The following is a 16995-nucleotide window of genomic DNA, read 5'->3' as shown; positions in this document are numbered from 1 at the left end:
GAGGGCGCGGTTGAGGAGCGCCCCGAATGCATCGGCTCCAGCAGCAGCGCGCGCGCCATCAACAGCGCTCCGTCCGCCGTCCTGCCGTCGCGGCGGACCAGCAGGCCGAGCAGATGCAGGGCATCCGCCTGGGCGGGTTCCAGCGCCAGGACGGAACGGTAGAGCGCCGCCGCGCGGCCGGCTTCCGCGCCATGATGCAGGCCGACGGCCTTCTTCAGGATGTCTTGGATCGAGGTCATGTCGGAACTGGCATCCTGGAGCGGGACGGGTGCTGGCGAAACGGCCGGGAAGATCGGTGAAATCTTGAGGCTTTGCAACGAGGCAACTTGACCCCTCGCGGACAAGGGTGCAAGTCAGGCCGATCCATGTGGGGTAGCCCTTTAGCAAGAGCCTTCGGAACCGTCATGTCCATCCGGATCGAAACCATAGCCGGGCAGCGGCTGTCCCTGCCCGATGCCGTGCGGCAGGCGCTCGACTACTGCAATTCCGGATGGCTCGACATCAGCAGCGCCATCTGCGACCGCATCCTGGAGGCTGCCCCGGAGGACGCCGGTGCGCTGCTGGTCAAGGGCATAGCCGCCTACAAGGCCCGGAACCCGGCGGCCGCGGTGCCGATCCTGAGCCTCGCGCTGCGCCGGAACCCGGCCTCCCCCGACACCATCCATCACCTGGGCATCGCCCTGCTGCTGTCCGGGGAGCTGGACCGGGCGGAACTGGCCTTCCGCAGCGCCATGGGCGCGCGGTCCGACTATGCCGAGGCGATGACCGGGCTTGCCGAGGTGCTCAGGGCCAAGGGGGACGCGGACGGCGCCTATGCGCTGCTGGAACGGGCCGTGGAGCTGAAGAACAACTATTCGCCGGCCTACATCGCCTATTCGCTGATGCGCTTCGACTGCTCGCTGGCGCCGGACGCCCGATGGAACCGGCGGCGGGAGCCAAGGCGCGACCGCCCCTGGCTCAGCATGGCCTCGCTCGGCAATTACGGCCGCTTCGCCCAGACCGTGAACGAGTATGTCGCCGTCCGCCTCTATGCCGACACCTACGGCATGGAGTTCCTGACCCCAGACTGGGTCGGCCACGCCTTCTTCGACCTCGACGACCCCCGGCTCGATCCGGCGATCCTGCCGGAATTCCAGGGCTGGCTGCGCGGCCGCAGGGAGTTCGCCGACGGCTTCGCGCAACGGGTGGCCAATCCGCTCCGCGACCGCGACCTGTTCCTGGGCGGTTCGCCCGTCGACGCGATGGTGAAGGAACGGCGGGCCGACATCCTGTCCTGGCTGACGCCGCGGTCCTGCTGGGACCGCTTCCTGGAACCGCCGGTGGAGATGCTGCGCCGCCGCGGCCGTACCCTGGTCGCCGTGCATATCCGCCAGACCGACTGGTGGAACCAGGACTACACGCCGCTGTCGCTCTATCTCGACTGGCTGGACGGGCTGTGGCCGACGCTGGAGGATCCGGTCCTGTTCATTGCCACCGACGAGCCGAAGGTGGTGCCGGAATTTGCCCGCTTCTCCCCGGTAACGAAGGACGACTTCCCGATCCAGTGGGAGGGGCTGGACTATCTGCAGGACTTCCATGTCCTGACCCGCTCCGACATCCTGGCGATCAGCACCGGTTCCTTCGCCGCCACCGCCGCGGCGCTGAACCCGTCCCCGCACATGCTGCTGCGCCCCGCCCCCGGCAACGCCGCCCTGGAAACCTTCGATCCCTGGAAGTAGGAGGCGGCGGTAAGGGGAACGGCGGGAGCGCCTCAGTCCTCGACCGCCTCCCGCGGCTTGCCGCCGCCATCGCCCCCGGCGGCGCGCGCCGGGCTTCGCATCGGATTCTTCGGATCGAGCAGACCCAGCCGCTGCAGGATCTGGGCGAAGCCTTCGGTCAGCATGGTGATGCGGTCGCTGATCTCGGCGATCTCGCGGGCGGAGATGACCGGAGCATTGGCGGAAACGCGGCCATGGGCGCGGTAGTTCAGGCGGATGGCGACGTCGTCGGTTTCCCCCTGGATCCAGGAGCCGTGCAGGATCTTGTTGCGCTCCCGCCCCAGCTCCAGCGCCTCGTCGCAGCGGGCGATCAATGCCTTGGCCTCGTCGGCGGGCAGACGCAGGGTGGCGATGGTCTTCAGCGCGTCGAAGCGGGCCTTGACCTGCATGTTGGAGGCGATGGGAAGGAAATCGGTATGGTCGGTGCCGAGAAGGCGTGAGATGCACAGCGAAACCATGTCCTCGAGCTGGGCCCAAGACACGGCGATCATGCCAATCGCACAGTACATCTTCACGCTGAGGGGCCCTAATCGGACCGTTCGCGTTGTCATGGGCCAGTTCCGCCATCCACTCTCCCGCTTTCGGGAGCATCGGTGGAAAATAAGCTTTCCGCCCGGTGTGGCAAAGCGGTCATTGCGTGGCGCCCGGTTGACAGGCGACGGTGATCCGTAGGATGCACTGCGCACCGGACCGGAGACCGTCCAGGCCGGCCCCGGCACTCCTCCTGCCCGCCCCATATCGTCCGCCTCAGCACAAAGGTGTTCCGCCCATGGCCTCCCAGGACTCCGCCGCCGCCCTGCACGGCTGCCTCACCGCCGCCATCGATGTCCTGCGGCGCACCATGGACAGCCTGGATCCCGCCCGGGTGGAGGCCGCCGTTGCCGCCGTCACTGCGGCGCTCGGCGCCAACAAGGCGCTGCTGGTCTGCGGCAACGGCGGCTCGGCATCCGACGCCCAGCACATCACCGGCGAGCTGGTCGGCCGCTTCCTGAAGGAGCGCCGCGGCCTGAAGGCGATCTGCCTCAGCTCCAACCCGGCGGTGCTGACCGCCTGGAGCAACGACTACTCCTACGACACCGTCTTCTCCCGCCAGACCGAAGCCTATGGCGAGCCGGGCGGCGTCATCCTGGGCATCTCGACCAGCGGCAACTCGCGCAACGTCATCGCCGCCTTCGAGGTGGCGAAGAGCCTGGGCATGACCACCATCGCGCTGACCGGCGAGGGCGGCGGCAAGATGGCGGAGCTGAGCGACATCCTGCTCGACGTGCCCTCGCGCTCCACCCCGCTGATCCAGCAGGTCCACATCTGCCTGTACCATTATCTGTGCGAACAGGTCGAAGCCCGACTGGCCTGATGTCCCTGCCCACCGTTCCCTCGGCCGCCCGGCCGTCTTCCGCTGCGTCGTCCTCAAACGATGCCCTGAAGCGCCGGGCGCTCGACGCCTTCGTCGGCGGACGGCTGGAGGAGGCCGCGTCGCTCTACCGCGAGCTGCTGGCCGGGGACGGCATGGCGGCCGACCTGTGGAACAATCTGGGCTTCGTCCTGAGCGAACTCGGCCGGCCGGCCGAGGGGGTGGCGGCGCTGCGCCGCGCCCTGGCCCTCAGGCCGGACTACGCCAGGCCCTGGGTCGGGCTGGGTGGCGACGCCTATGGCAACGACCGGCTGGACGAGACGGTGCGGCTGTGGAGCCGGGCGATCCAGGCAGACCCGAACCAGGAAGCCAACCTGTGGTTCAACCTGGGCGTGGTCCGGCAGATGCGCGGCGAGGCGGCGGCGGCGGCCCTGTGTTTCGGACAGGCCGAAAGGCTGGCTCCCGGCGATCCGCGCATCGCCAGCCAGCGTCTGCTCTGCCTGAATTACCTCGAACTTCCCGGTGACCGGCTGCTGGCCGAGCACCGCCGCTTCGACGAGCGCTTCGGCCGGCCCGCCGCGGCACCGGTGGCGCATGCCAACCGCCCCGACCCGGAGAGGCGGCTGCGCATCGGCTACCTGTCGGTCGAGTTCCGCGAGCATCTGGGCGCCTATTTCCTCACGCCGCTGTTCGAAGCCGCCGACCGCAGCCGTTTCGAGATCGTCTGCTATTCGATCCTGCCGGACACCCATGCCGACGCCTACACCGCCCGCTTCAAGGCGCAGGCCGACGGCTGGCGCACGGTGGGCCATCTGGACGATGCCGCCCTCGCCGAGCTGATCCAGGCCGACGGCCTCGACATCCTGGTCGATCTCGCCGGCCATTCCGGGCTGAACCGGCTGCCGATGCTGGCCCGCCGGCCGGCGCCGGTGCAGGTGACGTGGCTGGGCTATCCCAACGGCACCGGCATGGAGACGGTCGGCTACCGCATCGTCGATCCGGTCAGCGACCCGGTCGGGTCCACCGACGGCCATGCGGTGGAGACGCTGGTGCGGCTGCCGCCGCCCTTCCTGTGCTTCCGTCCGCCGTCCGATGCGCCGGCGGTGGTGCCGCTGCCGGCCGGGGCGACCGGACACGTCACCTTCGGCTCCTTCAACAAGCTGTCCAAGATCACCGACCAGACGGTCCGGCTGTGGGCGGCGGTGCTGCGGCGGGTGCCGGATGCGCGCCTGCTGCTGAAGGACCGGCCGCTGTCCGATCCGGGCACCGCCGCCGGGCTTCGGGCACGCTTCGCCGCCGCCGGCATCGACCCGGACCGGCTCGACCTCGTCGGCTTCATCAAGGATGCGGCGGGCCATCTCGCCGCCTACAACCGCATCGACATCGCGCTGGATCCGCACCCCTACAACGGCACCATCACCACCTGCGACACGCTGTGGATGGGGGCGCCGCTGGTCACGCTGGCGGGGGGGCGGCACGCCGCCCGCGTCGGCTCCAGCCTGATGGCCTCCATCGGCCTGCCGGAGCTGGTCGCCGCCACCCCCGACCGCTATGCCGCCATCGCCGCCGAACTGGCTGGCGACCTCGGCCGGCTGATGCGGCTGCGGATGGGCATGCGCGAGCGGGTCCGAACCTCGGCGCTGTGCGACGAGGCGCGCTTCATGCGCAACCTGGAGAGCGCCTATCGGCTGATGTGGCGCCACTGGTGCGAGGAGCGATGCGGCGGGCAGCCCGGCCGGCCTTCCGCCTGAACACCCGGTCCTACTCCGGAAATCACCCCGGCGGCCGGTGGCCCAGCCGTTCGAAAAGCCGGTCGAGCGCCGGATCGCGCAGGCCGGCGCGTTGCAGGGTGGTCGCCCCATGCAGGGCATCGTCGTTCCGTCCGGCGAGGCAGCAGCGCAGGGCCTCGTCGAACAACGGCTGCGGCGCCAGGGTGTTGGGAGCGGTCACCAGCCGCTGCTTGAGGGCGGCATCCTCCATCGCCGGGGCGTAGCCGTCGCCACACTCCGCGATCAGCGCATCCACGGCCTCGCCGCAATGGCGCCGGCACCAGGACAGATATTCCTCGTAGCTCGCCCGCAGGATCCACAGCCAGGACAGCCGCATCGCATCCGCGCTGTTGACCCACTCCAGCGACGGCTTCAGCGTGCGCACGCCGAAGCGCCGAACGTCGAGGCAGACGAAGTTCCCCGCCACCGCCCGTTCGGTCAGCTCCGCCAGGGCCGGGCCGTTGGCGAGCGAATTCGGCATCGGGATCTCGTGCCGGCGGCGCAGGGCGGAGACCACCAGCTGCTGTTCCGGCACCAGGATCCGGACATCCCGCTCCTCCCGCGGCATGGCGAGCAGCGCCTCGCGTGACGGATGCCGCTCGGCCTCCCACAGCAGCCGCATGTCCTCGGTCCGGCCGAAGGAGCAGAAATCCTGCACGAACATGGCGAAGGAGCGCTGCGGACAACGGACGTTGGTGGTGACGATGCGCTCGCCGAACACCCGCATCGGCACAGGGATCCCCCGGAAAAGCGCCGGATAGGCCAGGAAGCCCGCATGCTCCAGCACCATGTCGGTGCGCAGCTTCAGCGCATAGGGGCGATCGGCCAGCCGCAGGCCGGCCAGCGTGGAGTCCGCCTGCCGGTTGAAGTTGGAAGAGGCGGTCGCGGTGCGATACTCGATATCCGGATGAAGCAGGCCGCGCAGGTCGACCGCCCCCGGATCGGCGTTCAGCAGGACGGTGTCGGCGTCTACGGCATGGGCCGGAAAATCCGGGCCTTGCTTCCACACCGACAGGACGATCTGCGCGCCCGGCAGATGCGCGCGCACGCTGGCCAGTGCCTGGGGGGTCTGGTCCGGGCTCCAGGGACCCTGGACCACCACCGAAACGTCGCGGGGAGCGATCATACGTCGGCGTCCTTCCCGGCCGGCTCGGCAAAGCTCTTGCTGACCGGACGGACGTTGCCGACCGGAACCGGCAGCACCCGCAGCCCCTCGGCGATCACGCCGTTCATCGCCGGGCAGAGGAACAGCGCCCCCTTGTGGGCGAGGGTGTCGGCATGCTCCAGCGAATGGGCGGCGGCACGCAGGAACAGGGCGGCGTCGCGGAACAGATAGGTCCCGGCCGAGGCGTGGGAGGAGATCACCCGCTTCTCCACCGTGCGGACCACCGATCCATCGGTAGCGATCTCGGCATAGCTGTAGCAGGTCTCGTCAGACTGGAAGCAGGGCAGGACGCCGCCGACCGCCGGATCGGCGAACAGACCGGCCATCGCCGGGCCGTCATAGAGGATGTCCACCAGATCGACGCAGACCGGCGCCGCCGGGTGGGACAGCAAGGCCGTTCCGGCCAGGGCGGACAGCAGGGCGCCGCCGGTCAGGTCGGACAGGCGCAGGGCGCGCGAGCCGGGAAACCAGTCGCGCAGGAAGTCCTGCACGGTCTGCGCCTCCGGCAGGTCGCGCAGGACGAACACCAGATCGGCGGGGCCGAGCGTTCCGTCGCGCCACCAGGGGCGGCCGGTGATCGCCCGGCGGACCAGCGGTTCGCCTTCCACCTCGACCAGCGGGCGGATGCCGAAGCGGGGATGGATGAAGTCCGGCCCGGCCAGCGGGATGATGGCGTTCACGGGGCGCCGACCCCATCAACACAGGTACCACAGGCCAGATAGCGCTCCAGATCCTCCGGGGTGCCGAGGCCGTGCATCGCATCGGCGGCGATCTCGAAGACGCCGACCCGCGCCCCGGCGGCGATGGCGTAGTTGTAGACCGGGCAGGTGTAGAATTCGCCGTTGGTCCGGTCGTTGCTGGCGATCATGTCGACGGCCGCGTCGATGAAGATCCGGCCGGTGCGGAAATGGTAGATGCCCACCGTCGCCAGATCGGAGATCGCCACCTTTTCCCGCACCTCGCGGACCAGCCCGTCCTCGCCCAGCCGGGCGAACGACCATTTCGGGTCGCGGTCCCTGTCGCGGAACACCAGGATGGAACCGTCCAGCCCGCGGCGAACGGCATCGTCGATGTAGGAAGCGCAGTCGAAATCGACGATCTGGTCGCAGTTGGCGATCAGCAGCGGCTCGTCGCCATCGATCAGCCCGCGGGCGAGCAGGACGGTGCAGGCGGTGCCTTCCGTCTCCAGATCGACCGGGCAGAGCACCACGTCCGGCCGCGCCTCCAGCTGGGCGGCCAGCTCCGGTTCGGCCTCGAAATGCTCGCGTCGGCCCATCAGGATGTAGCGGGCGCCGGGAATCGCCAGATTGTCGAGCACCCGCTCGATCATCGTGCGGCCGGCGACGTCGATGAAGGGCTTGGGCTTGGCATAGCCGACGCGGGCGAAGCGGCTGCCGCGGCCGGCCATCGGGATCAGCACGTTGAGCCGCTTCGGTCCCGTGGCGGCCCCGGCGCCGCCGGCGAGGCGGCGACCCTGCAGCAGCCGTTCATACTGCGGGATCAGCGTCGGCGCATAGAAGCTGTGGTAGCGGTCGGCGGAGACCGGGCAATGGCCGACCCGGCGGCCGGTCAGCACCAGTTCGTTCAGGGTGGGGGCGATGTAGAAGGCGCCGTCGATCTGCACGTCGTGGCGGATCATGTCCATCGCCGCCTCGACGAACAGCCGGCCGGCGGCGAAATAATAGAAGCCGGCGATGGCATGGCGGCTGATGACGCGCTTCTCCGCCGCCTCCACCACCAGCCCGTTGTCGCCGGAGCGGATGTAGGAATAGCGGGGATGGACAGAATCGAAGGTGATCACCGCCGCGTCCAGCCGCTGCCGCCGGAAGCGATGGACCACCGCGGCGATGTCGGCCTCGATCACCTGGTCGCCGTTGGTGACGATCAGTTCCTCGTCGGTCTCGATATGCTCGATGGCCATCAGGCAGGAACAGACCGCCCCCCTGGTCAGGGCGCGGAGCGGAATGACCACCGCCTCTGGACCGGCGATCTGGCGCAGGACGTCGTTCAGGTTGAAGCGGCGGCAGTCCTCTTCCTTCACGATGAAGATGAAGCGGGCATCCGGGAAGCCGCCGCGCAGCGGCGCCACCACCTGTTCGATCATCGGCCGACCGTCGATCTCGACCAGCGGCTTGGGGAAATGGAACTCGTCGGCGGAGAAATAGCGGTCGGGGGCCGCCAGCGGGATCAGGATGTTCACGGCGTCTCTCCCTGGGCGCGGGCGATGTGCCGGCGGATGCGGTCATAGGTGACGTCGTACACGTCCCCCACCTCCATCACGTGGGCGCCGCTGGCCTTCGCCGCGCGGATGCCGTGCTCGTTGTCCTCGACGATCAGGCATTCCTGCGGCGACAGGCCCATCCGCTGCATCGCCGTCAGGTAGATTTCCGGATGAGGCTTGGCCTGCACCACGTCCTCGTTGGACAGGTAGAACTCGAAATAGGGCAGCAGCGCCGCCTGTCCGAGCATCACCGCCACCGTGTTGCGGATGGAGTTGGAGCAAGCCGCCTGCCGGTAGCCTTCCGCCTGCAGGCGCGACAGCGCGTACTGGTGGGGAAAGAAGGGGCGGCAGCGCGAGTAGGCCAGCTCGATGGTGCGGCGCTGCTTCATCTCGTTGATGAAGCCGTGCAGCCGGACCGGCAGCTGCCGGCTGGCGCTCAGCATCTCCAGCTTGCGGCGGGTCGGCAGGCCGTCATAGAGCGCCAGATGCTCGTCGCGCTTGATCTCCATGCCGAACAGGGCGAGCGCCTCGTTCAGCGCCTCGTAATGCCAATCCTTGGCATCGATCAGCACGCCGTCCATGTCGTAGAGGACGGCTTTGACCCGGGCCGGCGTTTCGGCAGGCGTTTCAGGGGACATCGAAGAACTCGCGCGCCTTGTCGGGGAAGTCGGTGCAGAGGGACAGCATGCCGGGAGCGGCCCGGGAGGCGACGGCCTTCCAGCTTTCCCACGCGGCGGCATGGGGGCGTCCATGCAGTTCGGGCGAGACGAGGGCGACGCGCTTGCCCGCGGCCAAATGCCGCTCGATCACGGCGGCGTCGATCCAGTCGCTCTCGAAGGCGTCGAGCCAGACGCCGGCCGCCCGCTCGTAGAAGGACGGCTCCCGCTCATACTCGCTCTGCCGGGTGTAGGCGACAGCACCGCGGCGTAGATAGAGGATGCCGTCGGGTACCGCCATGTCGAACACGAACCAGTCGTCGACGCCATGGCGCGCCAAAGCGTCGAGCAGCGGTCCCTGGAGGCCGTCGGCCTTGATGTTGAGCGCCATCGTTCCGGCTCGGCCACCTGCCCCCTGGCCACCCGCCTGGGGCGCATGGCGCCGGTACAGTTCCAGCAGCTCGTCGAAGGTCATCAGGCCGTCACCGAGCGGAGGATCATGGCTGACCACCAGCGCGCCGTTCCGGTCGCGGATATCGGTCTCGATGCCGAAGCCTTCGCGGAACGCCCGATCGAGCGCCTCCCGGCTGTTCTTTTCGGCCGGTTCCGTCCAGAACCCACGGTGCGCCAGTATCGCGATCATGTCTTCCGAGGTCGCCATATATGCCGTCCGCATCGACGGTGCCCATGTTTGGCACAAACCGGCGGACGGCGACAAGCGGACAGCATCACGCGCCCACACAGGACAAGCGAAGCGGGCGGCCCGGCTTGACAAGCCCGCCCCCCGGCTTCTACCGATAGCCGCCATACCGCCTGCCCACACCTCGCCCTTGCCCCACCCACAACACCGGACCGCCGCGATGAGCGAAGCGCCGCCCCCTTCCGCCGCTCCCGACACCGCCTCCGCGGTGCACAGCGGGTCGGCCGACCGCTTCGGCTACGAGTGGGGCCGTTATGCCGAACTGAAGGACATCTACGAGGAGCAGTTCCGCCGCTGGACGCCCTTCCTGAAGCCGGAGGACTGGCGCGGCCTGAGCTTCGTCGATGTCGGCTGCGGCATGGGGCGCAACAGCCACTGGCCGATGAGCTACGGCGCGGCCGGCGGATTGGCCATCGACATCGACGAGCGCAGCCTTGCCTCGGCCCGCACCACCCTGGCGCCGCACCCGGCCATGGAGGTGCGCCGTCAGAGCGCCTATGAGCTGAACGAGGTAGAGCGCTTCGACCTCGCCTTCTCCATCGGCGTCATCCACCATCTGGCCCACCCGGAAACGGCGCTCGCCAACATGGTGCGCGCGGTGAAGCCGGGCGGCCGGGTGATGATCTGGGTCTATGGCCGCGAGAACAACGGCTGGATCGTCCGCTTCGCCGACCCGCTGCGCAAGGCGCTGTTCAGCCGCCTGCCGATCGGGCTGGTCCATGCGCTGTCCCTGCCGCCGACCGCGCTTCTGTGGCTGGCCCTGCGGCTGGGACTGGACCGGCTGGAATATTTCCGCCTGATCCGCCGCTTCGACTTCGCGCATCTGCGCTCCATCGTCTTCGACCAGATGCTGCCGAAGATCGCCAACTACTGGCGCCGCGACGAGGTGGAGACGCTGATGAAGGGCGCCGGGCTTGAGGACGTGCAACTCGCCTGGGTCAACGAGATCTCCTGGGCCGCCATCGGCCGGAAGCCGCGGGGGTAGGACTCCGGAACCGGGGAGGGCAGCCCTTTATTGCCGCCGGACGGGCTCTTGGGGTAAGAAGCCGCGGTTCCGTGCGGCAGGTCCATCCGCGCGGGCGAGGCTTTGTTAGGGCCAAAGCGTTGGGGGCCGAAGCGTTGGGGGTTGCCATTTCCGAGTTCTCGCCGGCCTTCATCCAGGCCTTCAACCAAGGCGCCGTCCTGTTCCAGGCCGGCCGCTTCGACGAGGCGGCCGGGTTTTACCGCCGGCTGGCCGAAGAGCATCCCGGCGTCGCCAACCTGCACGGCAATCTGGGCCTCTGCCTGCGTGCCGCCGGCCGGCCGGACGAGGCGATGGAACCGCTGCGCCAGGCTCTGCGCCTGCGCCCCGCCTATCCGGACGTGCTGAACGCACTGGGCGGCATCCTGATGGACCAGCGCAACTTCGACCATGCGCTGATCGCCTTCCGGGAGCTCGCCCGCCTGAAGCCGGATTATCCGGGGACGCTGCTGACGCTCGGCAACCTGTTCATGTTCGCCGGCGACGGGGAACGGGCGCGCGCCGTCTACCGGCTGGCGCTTGCCGTCGAACCGGACGTGGCCGTCAATTACAACAACCTGGGCGCTGTCAATCTCAGCCTCGGCCATCCGCCGGAGGCGGCGCTGCACTACCGCCGTGCGCTCGCCATCGACGTCGGCAAGCCGGAATACCGCAAGAATCTCGGCACCTGCCTGCTGATGGCCGGCGACTACGCCAACGGCACCGTCGCCTACGAGGGTCGGCTGGAGCAGGGGGTCTGGCGCAAGCGCAACATGCCGGGCGTCCTGTGGCAGGGCCAGCCGCTGGCGGGCAAGACCCTGCTGGTGCATTTCGAGCAGGGGCTGGGCGACTCCTTCCAGTACATCCGCTATGCCGGCGTGCTGAAGCGGATGGGCGCGCGGGTGCTCTACGAATGCCAGCCGGCGCTGAAGCGCGTGCTGTCGACCGCCCCCGACCTGGACGGGCTTTTCGCCTTCGGCGAGCCGCTGCCGGCCTATGATTATTACGTCTCGCTGATGAGCCTGATGCACCGGCTGGGCACCATGCCGGACAACGTCCCCGGCGGCGTGCCCTATCTGCGCGCCGAGCCGGAGCTGGCGGCCCGCTGGGCGGAGCGGCTGGCGCGGCTGGAGGACAGCCGGCGCCCGGCCTTGCGCGTCGGCATCAACTGGCACGGCAACGAGACCGGCAAGTCGATCCCGCTGGAGTGTTTCGAGGCGATGGGCCGGTTGCCTGGCGTCCGGCTCTACAGCCTGCAGAAGGTGTCGGGCCTCGACCATCTGCAGCGGCTGCGCGACCGGGTGGCGGTGACGGAGCTGGGGGCGGATTTCGATGCCGGCCCGGACGCCTTCCTCGACACCGCCGCGGTGATGACCAACCTCGATCTGGTCATCACCTGCGACACCTCGGTCTGCCATCTCGCCGGCGCCATGGGGCGGCAGACCTGGGTGGTGCTGAAATGGTTCGCCGACTGGCGCTGGATGCGCGACCGGCTCGACAGCCCATGGTATCCGACTATGCGCCTGTTCCGTCAGGCGACGTCCAACGATTGGGCCGAAGTGATGGCCAGGGTGACGGCGGCAGTGGCGGCGGAGGTGGCGGCACTCTCCGCCCCGGAGAGTGGACGATGACCGCCGGGACGACGTCCTCCGCCCCGCCTCCGGGGTCCATGACCATCACCGATGCGGCGCGGCTGGCGCTGGACCATTTCCGGGCCGGCCGGGCCGCGGAGTCCGAACGGCTGTGCCGGGCGATCCTGGATGCCGTTCCCAACCAGGGCGAGGTCCTCCAGCTGCTGGGCGTGGCGGTGATGATGCAGAACCGCCCGCAGGAGGCGGAAGCCATCCTGCGCCAGTCGATCTCCGTCCGGCCCGACCTGGCCGACAGCCACGGCAATCTCGGGACCGTGCTGCAGTCGCTGGGCCGCATGGGCGAGGCGTTGGCGGCGCACGACCGCTGCGTCCAACTGTCCCCGGCGACGCCGGAAGGCTATGTCAACCGCGGCTCGGCCCGGCTGACGCTGGGCGACCGCGACGGGGCGGCGATCGACTTCGCCCGCGCGCTGCGGCTGCGTCCCGTCGACGCGCTCGCCGCCGCCAATCTCGGCGTGGCCCTGCGCGAAAGCCATCGCGTGGCGGAGGCGGAGCGCGCATTGCGCCGGGCGCTGGTCGCCGATCCCGGCCACGGCGAGGCGATGCTGGGCTATGCCCATGTCCTGCGCGAGTTGGGGCGCTTCGCCGAGGCGCACACCGCCTACGACCGGGCGGTGGTGCTGACCCCGGCCAAGACCGAGGCGCTGTGCTACCACCTCTATCTCAAGCAGACTCTGTGCGCCTGGGACGATTACGACCGCCTCTGCCGGATGGTGACGGACACCATCGACCGCGATGCCGGCGTCGTCATCCCGCTGGCCGCCCTGTCGATCGACACCACGCCGGCCCAGCAGGACCGCGCCGCCCGGATGTTCTTCGACCGGCTGATCAAGCGCGCCTCGTCACCGCCGATGCCGGCACGGCCGGAGCCGCGCCGCGACGGCCGGCTGCGCGTCGCCTATGTCTCGGCCGATTTTCACGAGCACGCCACCGCCTATCTGGCGGCCGAGCTGTTCGAACTGCATGACCGCGAGCGGTTCGAGGTGCTGGCCTATTCCTACGGGCCCGACGACGGCAGCGCGATGCGCAAGCGGCTGGTCCAGGCCTTCGACCATTTCCGCGACATCCGCAGCGTGCCGCTCGATGCCGTCGCCCGCCGCATGGCCGACGACGGCGTCGACATCATGGTCGATCTGAAGGGCTACACGAAGCAGACCCGGCTCGACCTGCTGTCGCGCCGGCTGGCGCCGATCGAGGTCAGTTACCTGGGCTATCCCGGCACCATCGGCTGTCCGCACATGGACTATGTGATCGGCGACCGCTTCGTCACCCCGCCGGAGCATCAGCCCTTCTATGCCGAGCGGCTGGCGATCCTGCCCGACGCCTATCAGATCAACGACCGCCGCCGCCCGCTGCCGGAGCAGGTGCCGTCGCGCGAGCAATGCGGCCTGCCGGAGGACGGCGTCGTCTTCGCCGCCTTCAACACCGCCTACAAGATCAGCCCGGCGATGTTCGGCCTGTGGATGCGCATCCTGAAGCGCGTGCCGGGATCGGTGCTGTGGCTGTTCGAGGCCAACCCGCTGGCGGCCGCCAACCTGACGGCGTCGGCCAAGGCCCAGGGCGTCGATCCGGCCCGGCTGGTCTTCGCCCCGCCCCGCCCGCTGCCGGACCACATCGCCCGCTACCGGGTGGCCGACCTGGCTCTCGACACCCTGCCCTACACCGGCCACACCACCACCAGCGACGCGCTGTGGGCGGGCTGCCCGGTTGTGACGTGCCTGGGCGGGACCTTCGCCTCGCGGGTGGCGGCCAGCCTGCTGAGCGCCGCCGGCCTGCCCGACACCGTCACGCGGTCGCTGGCCGAGTATGAGGAGATGGCGGTGGCGCTCGCCGGCGATCCCGGACGGCGCGCGGCCTTGCGCAAGCGGCTGGAGGAGGGGCGGATGACGGTGCCGCTGTTCGACAGCCGCCGCTTCACCCGCAACCTGGAACGCGCCTATCAGGTCATGTGGTCGCTGCACAGCGCCGGCCGGCCGCCGCAGGGCTTCATCCTGCCGGCGGGCTGACGAGAGCCGGCTGAGGAGAAAAGGGGGCTTCAGCCCCTGTTTTCACCCAGGATGCCGCGGACGCGCTCCAGCAGGTTGCCGCCGGTGAAGAGGTGGCCCGGAATGCCGGTGGCCCGCGCCGCCGCCATGTCGGTGTCGCGGTCGCCGATGACGAAGCTGCCGGTGCGCTCCACCGGCCAATGGGCCATCAGGTCGCGCAGCATGCCCGCCTCCGGCTTGCGCCAGTCGGAGGCGCGGCGATAGCGCTCGACCGCTCCCTCCGGGTGGTAGGGGCAATAGCGGACATCGTCGAGATGGGCGCCGTTGCGGCGCAGTTCCTCCCGCATCCAGCCATGGAGGGTGTGGATCGCCTCCTCCTCGTAATGGCCGTGGGCGACGCCCGCCTGGTTGGTGATGAGAAAGACGTAATAGCCGCGATCGTTCAGCAGCTTGACGGCGTCCATCGCCCCGTCGACCCACTCGAAATGGCCCCGATGGTGGACATAGCCGTGATCGAGGTTCAGCACGCCGTCGCGGTCGAGGAAGGCGGCCGGGCGCCGGTGCCATCCGGCCGCCAAGCCGTCGGCCCGAGCCAGATCCTGGGGAATGCCGATGTCGATGAAGGCGCCGTCGTAGCGGCGCCCGGCCAGTTCGCCCCGTTCGGCCAGCCCGGGCAGAACGTCGCGTTCCAGCGAACAGGGGCCGGCGGGAATATGGTCGAGGATGCGGCGGTCCATCCAGTAGATGCCGCCGTTGATGAGGCCCGCGCCCCCCTGCTCCGGCCGCTCGGCGAAGGCGCGGATCCGCTCGCCCTCCAGGCGGACGGCGCCGTAGCGCGCCGCATCCTCCACCCGGCGCAGCGCCACCCGCGCCAGCGTCCCGTCGCCGAGCGGCGCCGTCAGGTCCAGATAGTTGATGTCGAAGAAGGAATCGCCGTTCAACAGCAGGAAGCGGTCGTCCAGGGCGTCGCCGGCCTGGACCAGGGCGCCGCCGGTGCCGGCCGGCTCCCCCTCGATCAGGCAGGAGAGCGCGACGCCGAAGCGGCTCGACCGGCCATCGTCGGTGGCCGCCGCGGCGCAATAGTCCCGCAGCACCTCGCCCCGGTAGCCGCCCAGAAGCAGCACCCGCTCGAAGCCGAAGCGGGCGAGATTGCCGATCAGGTGATCGAGGAAGGGCTTGCCCGCCACCTCCAGCAGGGGCTTCGGCGTCAGCCGCGTGCGGTCCCCCAGCCGGGTGCCGAGACCGCCGACCAGGATGACGCATTGACGGGGAAGCGGTGGCAAAACGGAACTGTCGGCGGGAACGGCCGCGGGCGGCGTGCCGGTGGTGCCGTGGATGGGCATGCTCATGGGGCGATGCGCGTTCTGTGCCGGAGGTGGGCAGGGGGTTGGGACAATCCACCTATCACGGCGCCTTTCCGCCCGTCCACACAGTCCTTGCGCCCTCAATGGGTGCCGGACTACCAATGCCCCGGTTCGTTCCGTTGGTTTCGCCGGCTTCCGACCGGCCCAGCACCGTCCGCCTGTCCCGCCGCTCGCCGCGTGCCCCGTGCCGCTGACGGCGGCCGCTCCGTCTTGCCGGTAGAGGTCACATCATGTCCCAGTCCCTGAATATCCTCGTCACCGGCGGCGCCGGCTATCTCGGCTCGATCATGGTTCCGGCGCTGCTCGACGCCGGCCATTCGGTGACCGTGCTCGACAGCTTCATGTTCCGTCAGGCGTCGCTGAGCCATGTCTGCGCCAACCCGAAGTTCGATCTGGTCCGCGGCGACGCCCGTGACGAGGCGACCCTGCGCAGCCTGACAAAGACCGCCGATGTCGTCATCCCGCTGGCCGCCCTGGTGGGCGCCCCGCTGTGCGACGCCGACAAGATCGGGGCCGAGACGATCAACCGCGACGCGGTGGTCACCCTCACCAGGATCCTGTCGCCGTCGCAGCGCCTGGTGATGCCGGTGACCAACTCCGGCTACGGCGTCGGGGAACAGGGCAAGTTCTGCACCGAGGACAGCCCGCTGAACCCGATCTCGCTCTATGGCCGGACCAAGGTCGACGCCGAGAAGGCGGTGCTAGACCGCGGCAACTCGATCAGCTTCCGGCTGGCGACCGTGTTCGGCATGGCGCCGCGCATGCGCATCGACCTTCTGGTCAACGACTTCGTCTACCGTGCGGTCAACGACCGTGCCGTGGTGCTGTTCGAGCCGCACTTCAAGCGCAACTACATCCATGTCCGCGACGTTGCCCGCGCCTTCCTGCACGGGCTGGAGAATTTCGAGACGATGCAGGGCCGCCCCTACAATGTGGGTCTGTCCGATGCCAACCTGTCGAAGTGGGAGTTGTGCGAGCGGATCCAGACGCACCTGCCCAAGTTCGTCTTCCTGGAGGCGCCGATCGGCGAGGATCCGGACAAGCGCGACTACATCGTTTCGAACGAGCGGATCGAGGCGACGGGGTACAAGCCGGCCTTCTCGCTGGATGACGGCATCCGCGAACTGATCAAGGGCTACCGGATGGTGCGCAACGCCGTCTACGGCAACGTGGTCTGACGGACCGGGGACGGGCCCCGCCTGCGGAAGGGCGCCCGCTCCCCCAAATCGAACCGGCAAGATCAAGTCGGCGACAAAAAGTCGGCCGGCTTGATCTGGCGAATGGCACCGCGTTACAAGCACTGCGCCTTCCGTCTTCGTGCTTCGACATGGTTCCGGGTTCGGCAAAGCGTTTCCCAGATCTCTTCATGATTTCA

15 protein-coding genes are annotated in these 16995 nt (G+C 69.2%); 8 read left to right on the top strand and 7 right to left on the bottom strand.

Going from position 1 to position 16995, the window contains the following annotated elements; genetic code table 11:
- Positions 1-26 precede the first annotated feature (26 nt).
- Both F1643_RS02350 and F1643_RS02345 read left to right on the top strand, forming a co-directional pair.
- On the top strand, positions 27-299 hold the full coding sequence (locus F1643_RS02350; protein WP_194910371.1) for a hypothetical protein: 273 nt from the start codon (positions 27-29) through the stop codon (positions 297-299).
- 105 nt (positions 300-404) lie between these two features.
- Complete coding sequence (locus F1643_RS02345) at positions 405-1718, top strand: tetratricopeptide repeat protein (protein WP_194910368.1); 1314 nt, start codon at positions 405-407, stop codon at positions 1716-1718.
- 32 nt (positions 1719-1750) lie between these two features.
- Here the strand turns inward: F1643_RS02345 and F1643_RS02340 are convergent, their stop codons facing one another.
- Positions 1751-2248 (bottom strand): hypothetical protein, encoded by a 498-nt coding sequence (locus F1643_RS02340; protein WP_255542321.1) that lies wholly within the window; start codon positions 2246-2248, stop codon positions 1751-1753.
- 278 nt (positions 2249-2526) lie between these two features.
- Here F1643_RS02340 and F1643_RS02335 point away from each other — a divergent pair, with 278 nt between their 5' ends.
- Positions 2527-3111 carry an SIS domain-containing protein gene (locus tag F1643_RS02335; RefSeq protein WP_194910364.1) on the top strand — a complete coding sequence of 195 codons (585 nt, stop codon included), beginning with the start codon at positions 2527-2529 and terminating at the stop codon, positions 3109-3111.
- Positions 3111-4859 carry a glycosyltransferase family 41 protein gene (locus F1643_RS02330; RefSeq protein ID WP_194910362.1) on the top strand — a complete coding sequence of 583 codons (1749 nt, stop codon included), beginning with the start codon at positions 3111-3113 and terminating at the stop codon, positions 4857-4859. Before F1643_RS02335 ends, F1643_RS02330 begins: the two co-directional genes overlap by 1 nt.
- Before the next feature lie 22 nt (positions 4860-4881).
- Here the strand turns inward: F1643_RS02330 and F1643_RS02325 are convergent, their stop codons facing one another.
- Genes F1643_RS02325 through F1643_RS02305 form a run of 5 tightly spaced genes read right to left on the bottom strand, consistent with a single transcriptional unit; the run spans position 4882 to position 9580 of the window.
- A complete protein-coding gene (locus tag F1643_RS02325; RefSeq protein ID WP_194910359.1) occupies positions 4882-6003 on the bottom strand; it encodes a WavE lipopolysaccharide synthesis family protein in 1122 nt (373 codons plus the stop codon).
- Entirely contained in the window at positions 6000-6722 is a 723-nt protein-coding gene (locus tag F1643_RS02320) for a hypothetical protein (protein WP_194910358.1), read from the bottom strand. The genes F1643_RS02325 and F1643_RS02320 overlap by 4 nt, the downstream gene beginning before the upstream one ends.
- Positions 6719-8242: a glycosyltransferase family 2 protein gene (locus F1643_RS02315; protein WP_194910355.1), complete on the bottom strand. Its 1524-nt coding sequence runs from the start codon at positions 8240-8242 to the stop codon at positions 6719-6721. The genes F1643_RS02320 and F1643_RS02315 overlap by 4 nt, the downstream gene beginning before the upstream one ends.
- Positions 8239-8901 (bottom strand): HAD family phosphatase, encoded by a 663-nt coding sequence (locus F1643_RS02310; protein ID WP_194910353.1) that lies wholly within the window; start codon positions 8899-8901, stop codon positions 8239-8241. The genes F1643_RS02315 and F1643_RS02310 overlap by 4 nt, the downstream gene beginning before the upstream one ends.
- The gene (locus F1643_RS02305) at positions 8891-9580 is read right to left on the bottom strand and encodes a hypothetical protein (protein WP_206692259.1); all 690 of its coding nucleotides are present in this window, start codon (positions 9578-9580) and stop codon (positions 8891-8893) included. Before F1643_RS02305 ends, F1643_RS02310 begins: the two co-directional genes overlap by 11 nt.
- Positions 9581-9779: 199 nt before the next feature.
- Here F1643_RS02305 and F1643_RS02300 point away from each other — a divergent pair, with 199 nt between their 5' ends.
- The 3 genes from F1643_RS02300 (at position 9780) to F1643_RS02290 (ending at position 14277) form a co-directional block, all read left to right on the top strand.
- Complete coding sequence (locus F1643_RS02300; RefSeq protein ID WP_194910351.1) at positions 9780-10604, top strand: bifunctional 2-polyprenyl-6-hydroxyphenol methylase/3-demethylubiquinol 3-O-methyltransferase UbiG; 825 nt, start codon at positions 9780-9782, stop codon at positions 10602-10604.
- Between the two features lie 134 nt (positions 10605-10738).
- On the top strand, positions 10739-12250 hold the full coding sequence (locus tag F1643_RS02295) for a tetratricopeptide repeat protein (protein WP_255542320.1): 1512 nt from the start codon (positions 10739-10741) through the stop codon (positions 12248-12250).
- Positions 12247-14277, top strand: a complete 2031-nt coding sequence (locus F1643_RS02290) for a tetratricopeptide repeat protein (protein WP_194910347.1) — start codon at positions 12247-12249, stop codon at positions 14275-14277. Before F1643_RS02295 ends, F1643_RS02290 begins: the two co-directional genes overlap by 4 nt.
- 29 nt (positions 14278-14306) lie before the next feature.
- Here F1643_RS02290 and F1643_RS02285 read toward each other — a convergent pair whose 3' ends face one another.
- Positions 14307-15605, bottom strand: a complete 1299-nt coding sequence (locus F1643_RS02285) for an HAD-IIIA family hydrolase (protein WP_255542319.1) — start codon at positions 15603-15605, stop codon at positions 14307-14309.
- Positions 15606-15850: 245 nt separating this feature from the next.
- Here F1643_RS02285 and F1643_RS02280 point away from each other — a divergent pair, with 245 nt between their 5' ends.
- Positions 15851-16798, top strand: a complete 948-nt coding sequence (locus tag F1643_RS02280) for an NAD(P)-dependent oxidoreductase (RefSeq protein ID WP_194910345.1) — start codon at positions 15851-15853, stop codon at positions 16796-16798.
- The last annotated feature ends 197 nt before the right edge of the window (positions 16799-16995 follow it).

The organism is Azospirillum sp. INR13 (assembly GCF_015390205.1).
Lineage (GTDB): Bacteria > Pseudomonadota > Alphaproteobacteria > Azospirillales > Azospirillaceae > Azospirillum.
This window is presented reverse-complemented; position numbering and strand designations above follow the sequence as displayed.